The sequence below is a fragment of the Oceanobacillus sp. MO10714A genome, from assembly GCF_037072045.1.
GTDB lineage: Bacteria > Bacillota > Bacilli > Bacillales > Amphibacillaceae > Oceanobacillus > Oceanobacillus indicireducens.
In genome coordinates, this window is record NZ_JAXHDC010000081.1 from 1 (window position 1) to 6,331 (window position 6,331).

At 42.2% G+C, this 6,331-nt stretch carries 5 protein-coding genes and 10 tRNA genes; 12 read left to right on the top strand and 3 right to left on the bottom strand.

Annotated features, from left to right (window positions below; translation table 11 throughout):
* Positions 1 to 166 precede the first annotated feature (166 nt).
* From SPD53_RS19205 to SPD53_RS19255, 11 genes are all read left to right on the top strand, one after another.
* A tRNA-Met gene (locus SPD53_RS19205) sits at positions 167 to 243 on the top strand.
* 6 nt (positions 244 to 249) lie between these two features.
* Positions 250 to 326, top strand: a tRNA-Asp gene (locus SPD53_RS19210).
* Between the two features lie 22 nt (positions 327 to 348).
* Positions 349 to 424, top strand: a tRNA-Phe gene (locus tag SPD53_RS19215).
* Positions 425 to 438: 14 nt separating this feature from the next.
* Positions 439 to 523: transfer RNA gene (locus SPD53_RS19220), tRNA-Tyr, on the top strand.
* Between the two features lie 8 nt (positions 524 to 531).
* Positions 532 to 605 (top strand) — tRNA-Trp (locus SPD53_RS19225).
* Between the two features lie 20 nt (positions 606 to 625).
* Positions 626 to 701: transfer RNA gene (locus SPD53_RS19230), tRNA-His, on the top strand.
* A gap of 19 nt (positions 702 to 720) precedes the next feature.
* Positions 721 to 792 (top strand) — tRNA-Gln (locus tag SPD53_RS19235).
* 7 nt (positions 793 to 799) lie between these two features.
* A tRNA-Gly gene (locus tag SPD53_RS19240) sits at positions 800 to 874 on the top strand.
* A gap of 11 nt (positions 875 to 885) precedes the next feature.
* A tRNA-Cys gene (locus tag SPD53_RS19245) sits at positions 886 to 959 on the top strand.
* A 2-nt stretch (positions 960 to 961) separates the two neighbouring features.
* Positions 962 to 1,045, top strand: a tRNA-Leu gene (locus tag SPD53_RS19250).
* 83 nt (positions 1,046 to 1,128) lie between these two features.
* A complete protein-coding gene (locus tag SPD53_RS19255) occupies positions 1,129 to 1,854 on the top strand; it encodes an L-lactate permease (protein WP_442946246.1) in 726 nt (241 codons plus the stop codon).
* Between the two features lie 381 nt (positions 1,855 to 2,235).
* Here SPD53_RS19255 and SPD53_RS19260 read toward each other — a convergent pair whose 3' ends face one another.
* Positions 2,236 to 2,406, bottom strand: a complete 171-nt coding sequence (locus tag SPD53_RS19260) for a hypothetical protein (RefSeq protein ID WP_336253513.1) — start codon at positions 2,404 to 2,406, stop codon at positions 2,236 to 2,238.
* Positions 2,407 to 2,917: 511 nt separating this feature from the next.
* Between SPD53_RS19260 and nhaC the strand changes: the two genes are divergently transcribed.
* On the top strand, positions 2,918 to 4,300 hold the full coding sequence (gene nhaC, locus SPD53_RS19265; protein ID WP_336253514.1) for a Na+/H+ antiporter NhaC: 1,383 nt from the start codon (positions 2,918 to 2,920) through the stop codon (positions 4,298 to 4,300).
* A gap of 63 nt (positions 4,301 to 4,363) precedes the next feature.
* Here the strand turns inward: nhaC and SPD53_RS19270 are convergent, their stop codons facing one another.
* On the bottom strand, positions 4,364 to 5,317 hold the full coding sequence (locus tag SPD53_RS19270; protein ID WP_156857025.1) for a ferrochelatase: 954 nt from the start codon (positions 5,315 to 5,317) through the stop codon (positions 4,364 to 4,366).
* On the bottom strand, positions 5,304 to 6,308 hold the full coding sequence (locus tag SPD53_RS19275) for an ABC transporter substrate-binding protein (RefSeq protein ID WP_336253515.1): 1,005 nt from the start codon (positions 6,306 to 6,308) through the stop codon (positions 5,304 to 5,306). Before SPD53_RS19275 ends, SPD53_RS19270 begins: the two co-directional genes overlap by 14 nt.
* Positions 6,309 to 6,331: the final 23 nt, after the last annotated feature.

Here is a 6,331-nt window from a genome sequence, read left to right on the forward strand (position 1 = left end):
AATATATTTTTACTATCGTGGGGTGGAGCAAAGCCGAAACACCATTGAGAAACATCTCTGAATAGGCTTTGTGAGGAGTGTAAGCTTCCCCGAATTATCCCGAAACACGACGAATAGTCCTTATTCTATTATTATGCATGAGCAAAACTTGCATATTTCTTATTACCGCGGGGTGGAGCAGTCCGGTAGCTCGTTGGGCTCATAACCCAAAGGTCGCAGGTTCAAATCCTGCCCCCGCAACCAAATTAAGGTCCGGTAGTTCAGTTGGTTAGAATGCCTGCCTGTCACGCAGGAGGTCGCGGGTTCGAGTCCCGTCCGGACCGCCATTATTTAGAAAAAAGTTATTACGGCTCGGTAGCTCAGTCGGTAGAGCAACGGACTGAAAATCCGTGTGTCGGCGGTTCGATTCCGTCCCGAGCCACCATTTGTATTATTGTTGGAGGGGTAGCGAAGTGGCTAAACGCGGCGGACTGTAAATCCGCTCCCTCAGGGTTCGGCAGTTCGAATCTGCCCCCCTCCACCATTTGATATAGGGGTATAGTTTAATGGTAAAACGAAGGTCTCCAAAACCTTTGATGTGGGTTCGATTCCTACTACCCCTGCCATTGTTTTTTTGATTTAAATGGCGGTCGTGGCGAAGTGGTTAACGCACCGGATTGTGGCTCCGGCACTCGTGGGTTCGACCCCCACCGGTCGCCCCATTTAATAGTTAGTTATTATTGGGCTATAGCCAAGCGGTAAGGCAACGGGTTTTGGTCCCGTCATTCCTAGGTTCGAATCCTAGTAGCCCAGTTATGATGCGGAAGTAGTTCAGTGGTAGAACACCACCTTGCCAAGGTGGGGGTCGCGGGTTCGAATCCCGTCTTCCGCTCCATTTTTTTATCTGGCGGTATAGCCAAGTGGTAAGGCAGAGGTCTGCAAAACCTTTACCACCGGTTCGAATCCGGTTACCGCCTCCAATGCCGGTGTGGCGGAATAGGCAGACGCGCAAGACTCAAAATCTTGTTCCTTCACGGGAGTGTCGGTTCGACCCCGACCACCGGTATAATTAGACTAACTTGAAGAAACTTTAAAAAGTGAGAACCATACACAAACATTGTCATATCCACGTTTGCGTATGGTTTTTAAATTGCAAGAAGAACTTGGAATAACATAAAAACATATTTTTTTTTATTTTCTCCAGGTTTTATTTTTATCGTTGTTGCCGTCATTACCTACTTTATACACGGAATGAAACCAAGCGATTTTGGAAGGGCGTGGAAGGCATCAGGTAAAACAATCATTGCTGCCAGTACAGCCCTTGTGTTTACGGTTCCGATGGTGCAAGTATTTATCAATACGGCAGGAGGAGCAGCGGGATATCCGGAAATGCCGATAGCTTTAGCGGAAGGCGTGGCAAATCTTGCAGGTTTCATGTATCCGATTTTTGCAACATTTATTGGAGGGATCGGAGCATTTGTAGCTGGAAGTAATACGGTAAGTAATATGATGTTTTCCTACTTCCAATTCGGGGTCGGCGAACGGATTGGTGCTGATCCCTCTTGGGTAGTTGCCCTTCAGGCAGTTGGTGGCGCAGCAGGTAACATGATTTGTGTGCATAATGTTGTAGCGGCATCAGCTGTTGTTGGACTTGTAGGAAAAGAAGGGCATGTCATACGTAAAACGCTTCTGCCGTTTTTCTATTACTCGCTTTTAGCAGGATCTATCGGCTATTTCATTATATGGACCGCGGAAAAAGGAATTTTTAATATCGGTTCAATCATTGCGCTAGTTATTTGGACGATTGCGATTTACATTATTGCGACAAACAACAAGCGCTTGAATGCAATTGGAGGAAATAAGAAGAGCGCATAAATTGCCTTCGTTTCCCTCTTTTAGGTAGGTTTAGATTGAGTTTTACCACGTATTAACGATCTGTAATACGCCCACTTCTAAACATGGGGGAAGCCCAACATGTGAAGGTGGGGGGTATACAGTCCGTAACTCCCTGATTCTGTTCAACTAACATTCAGTGGGGGGGAAGGAATTCCCAACTGAATGAGTTTCACTTTATAACGCTGCTAACTCCAATGTACATATCGTGACTTTGGAGTTAGCAGCATTTAATATTTTACATAATTTTTAGGCTAGGATTTTACCGAAATTTTGCGCTTGTATCCAGTGGATAAGGAATATCTAGTTTGTTCGAAATAGTGAAGTTCCTATTCTCGGGTAAACTATTACTTACTTTTAAGCTCAGTGATCTGTATTGTCATTTTTTTGATGTTCCCGGTCGTTCTGTTGCTTAAGGATGACATAATATTGCTCCGAACCGAGTCCACCTTCATTAATCATGTCTGCAATTTCCCTGGAGCGTGTTTCCTTTGTTCGGTCAATCGTAATTTTTTGTTTTTCATGATTAGGCATATTAAAATCCTCCTTTCTTCCTTTCGTTTTAACAGAAGTTTTGATTATTTGCTTTATTACGTAATAATTTATATTCACTTTCTCTATATGCGGTTAATACGCATATAATGAAAGATTGGTTGACTAATTACCGTAAATTGCTTATCATTTAAGAACATCAATACATCATTGAATAAACGCATTAATTCACTAAAGTATTTTAGTAATATAAGAAATTATAATATAAAATGCTGTAATAACTTAGGTATCCAGGGCTAGCCGCGTCCGGCTCCAGCGCCCAGCAACTAGCAGATCTTTTGGTGGGACGAGCAGTGCGCAGTCCCAAACTTCACACTCCTCCAATCGATAAGTCAACATCGGCTCTCTACGTTCGCCGTGTTTCCTTTATCTCATTCCGGAGTGCTCCAGTTTGTACGTTGCTAAACGGGCGCTTGCGCCTTTGTTTAGTGATTTTAAGGACTGTTATATTCTAAGCATGTAAATAGATTTTTAGAAAATAACGGAGGATACGATGAAGAAGAGCATAACCTTTACAAAATCACTCATTCCAATAATCGGTTTAATCATTGCAGGAGCAAGTTCTATTTTCATTTGGGATGCTGGCATGAGTTTTCCGTTAATCGTTGGGGTGATATTAGCTTCCATCATGGCTGTTCGTTCTGGGTGGGAGTGGAATGAAGTTCAAAAGATGATGGCAAACGGTGTAAGCAGGGTTTTGCCAGCATTATTTATTTTATTAACGATTGGTATGATTATAGGATCCTGGATAGCTAGTGGGGCGATTCCTACGATGATTTACTATGGCATGATGCTGATTAGTCCAGCCTGGTTTGTTCCAATCACTAGCCTTGTGACGGGGATTGTGTCCATTACACTTGGAACATCCTTTACCGCTATCGCAACAGTCGGGATAGCTTTTATGGGAATTGGTGATGCATTAGGATTTTCTCCGGCACTTGTTGCGGGAGCTATTGTTTCTGGAGCGTTTTTTGGAGATAAACTCTCCCCATTGTCTGACACAACAAATATTGCCGCGGCGATGGTTGAAACAGATTTATTTAGTCATGTTAAACATATGTTATGGGATACGATTCCTGCATTCTTGCTAGCACTTGGATTATTTTGGATGATCGGGAAATCTGAAGTGACGGATATTAAATTGGATTCAGCTTTAATTGATATGTTCATGGAAACGTTAAATGATTGGTTTGTCATTCATCCATTATTATTACTGCTTCCAGTCTTTACTGTTTTTTTAATGATCAGACGGGTGCCGGCACTACCGGCTTTAATGAGTGTTGGTTTATTGGGTGCTGCTATTGCTGTCGTTGTACAAGGAAGTTCTATTGCGTCAACCGTTCAAGCAATGTCAACTGGCTTTGCAATCGAGACGGGTGTTGAAGCTGTAGATTCCCTATTAAATCGCGGCGGGTTTACCTCCATGCTGGAGACAGTCGGTATCTTAATTGTTGCCACAGCTTTTGGTGGTATCCTAGAAGAAACGGGATCATTTAAAGTCTTAACAAGAAAACTGTTGGAGAAGGTAAAGACAACCGGATCTTTAATCGCCTCTACCTTATTAACTACATCTGTTGTTGTGTTAGCAAGTGGGGAGCAATATTTATCTATTATATTGCCGGGAAGAACCTTTGTGCAGAAATATAAAGAAATGAATATTGATACGAAAAATTTATCTAGAACAGTTGAATCAATGGCTACGGTTGGCATAAACCTTGTGCCTTGGAGTGTGACCGCAGTGTTTGCCTCGGGAATTCTAGGAGTAAGTGCTTGGGAATACATACCATATGCATTCTTTATTTATCTTGTTCCATTGATAAACCTGCTGTTTGGGTTTACTGGATGGACGATTGCTAGAAAAGATTATAGCGAATAAGAGCTATAAAGTAAATAAAAAGCCTATCCCAATGGGGAGAAAGGCTTTTTATTTTTGTACGAATTATTTAATGGTAGCGGCCCCAGTTTCCATCTGCAACTCTACGGAGAGATGATCACATAACGCATCAACAAAATCCGCACTGTCATTTAAGTATTCACTTTGCACGGCGCTCATGCCAAGCCCCTTCGCCTTATTGATCGCATCCGTTGTAATCTCCTGGATCGCTTCAATATTTTCTATAACGGACAGTGCTTCAATAAAGATAACGGCTGGGACGTTTTTTGCATGTAGCTCATCAACTACATCAAGCACATCCGGCCCTAACCAGCGCTGGGGAAGAGGTTTACCGCTCCGATAAGCTAGATGGTAGTCTTTAACAGGAAGAGAATCGGCAACCTTCTTAGCCAATGTTTCGTATTGCATAATCATCGTTTGATGTGCTTTCGGAACGCCGGGCTTGCTGTGGACCGTGAACACGATTTCCGCTTGCTTTCGTTCCGCTTCTGGCAGCCATTCGTAAGCGGTTTTCGCACGGTCAGCTAAAACTTCGACAAATTGGTCATGATCACAGTAGGTTGCTACATGGACGATTTTCGTTTGGTCATTTTCTTCCCGAAATATTTTGGTGAATCGCTTTTCATATGCATTACTGCCCGTAAGCGAATCAAATGGTGTGAGACTGAATGTAGCGATTCGCTTCGGGTTTAGCTTAATACATTCCTCAGCAACGGTTTGAATCGATGGTTCTGTATGGTGGTTGGCTACATAGACAATCCATTTTTCACCAGATTCTTTCGTTAATTTCTTTACCAATGCTCGGCCGACGCGTGCTGTATTCGCTCCTAAAGGGTCAGCCATGCCGTGTGCCTCATATGTCTTGACCCCTGCAGCGATATTTTCCTCTGTAGCTGTTCCATGATAAATATCATTGTAAAATCCAGCAACATCATCAATCGATGTGAGACTTCCATAACTAAATAAAACAAGAATATTCATTGAATCACTCCAATCCATATATCCAATCAACCATAATCTCAAGTCCTTCAATTACTTCCACGTTTGGGTTCATTAAATATTTTACATCAAGTAATTTGACTCGGTCGTTTTCAATTGCTTGCAGGCTACTCCAGCCGGGATTCTCACTTAATTCGGTGAAATCTTCTTCCCCATTACCGAAGAAGTCAAGCAGGAAAATATAATCTGGATCCATCTTCATCACTTGTTCAATGGAAGCGGGAGTAGAGCCTTCCAAGCCGATTTTATCCACTGCAGGTGTTGCTCCAGCTAATTGGATTAAATCATAGGAAATGTTTCCAGGTCCCATCATGAATGGTCCGGTTCCTGCTCCGACTTCCGAAAGAACTAAGACAGATGGTGCATCTTGATCTTCTGGAATTTTACTTTGAATTGCTGCGAGATCATTTTCCATCTGTTCAATCAATTCGGCTGCTTTTTCCGTTTCTCCAACTGCTTGACCGATTACTTCGATATTTTCCATGAATTGTGCAAGTGTGCCCATCGTTTCAAAAGTAATAATCGGTAGGTCAATTTCACTTAAAATACTACTCGCATCTTCTTCCTGCCCATGCATTTTCGTTAGTAAAAGTAAATCTGTTTCATAGGCGAGGACTTCTTCTGGATCAATATATGCTGCCGTAGAAACCCGATTAGGAATTTCCTCGGCTTTTTCGGTATTTGTTGACAAATGTTCATCTTCAACAGAACTAGAGATAGCGACAACTCTGCTTGGATCGACAAGTTCCAGTAAAATTTCCGTTACGTCAAGCGATAATGGTAAAATATTTTCCGGTTTTTCATTGATTGTTATTTCTTCCCCATCATGTTCAATCGTTACTGGAAAATCTTGTGTATTTTTGTCTTCTGCGGTTTCGACTTTATTGGCGTCTTCCGCTTCATCTGTTTTCGTCCCATCAGTCGACCCGCAGCCAATTAGAAATATGGCGATATATAATATACTGCTTACAATAAATAGATTCCTTTTCATTATATTCCTCCTCGAACATGATT

What these genes read in the sequence shown, in the direction of transcription:
- SPD53_RS19260 (WP_336253513.1), bottom strand. Translation starts at nt 2,406, where the DNA reads ATGCCTAATCATGAAAAACAAAAAATTACGATTGACCGAACAAAGGAA.
- nhaC (WP_336253514.1), top strand. Translation starts at nt 2,918, where the DNA reads ATGAAGAAGAGCATAACCTTTACAAAATCACTCATTCCAATAATCGGT.
- SPD53_RS19270 (WP_156857025.1), bottom strand. Translation starts at nt 5,317, where the DNA reads ATGGATTGGAGTGATTCAATGAATATTCTTGTTTTATTTAGTTATGGA.
- SPD53_RS19275 (WP_336253515.1), bottom strand. Translation starts at nt 6,308, where the DNA reads ATGAAAAGGAATCTATTTATTGTAAGCAGTATATTATATATCGCCATA.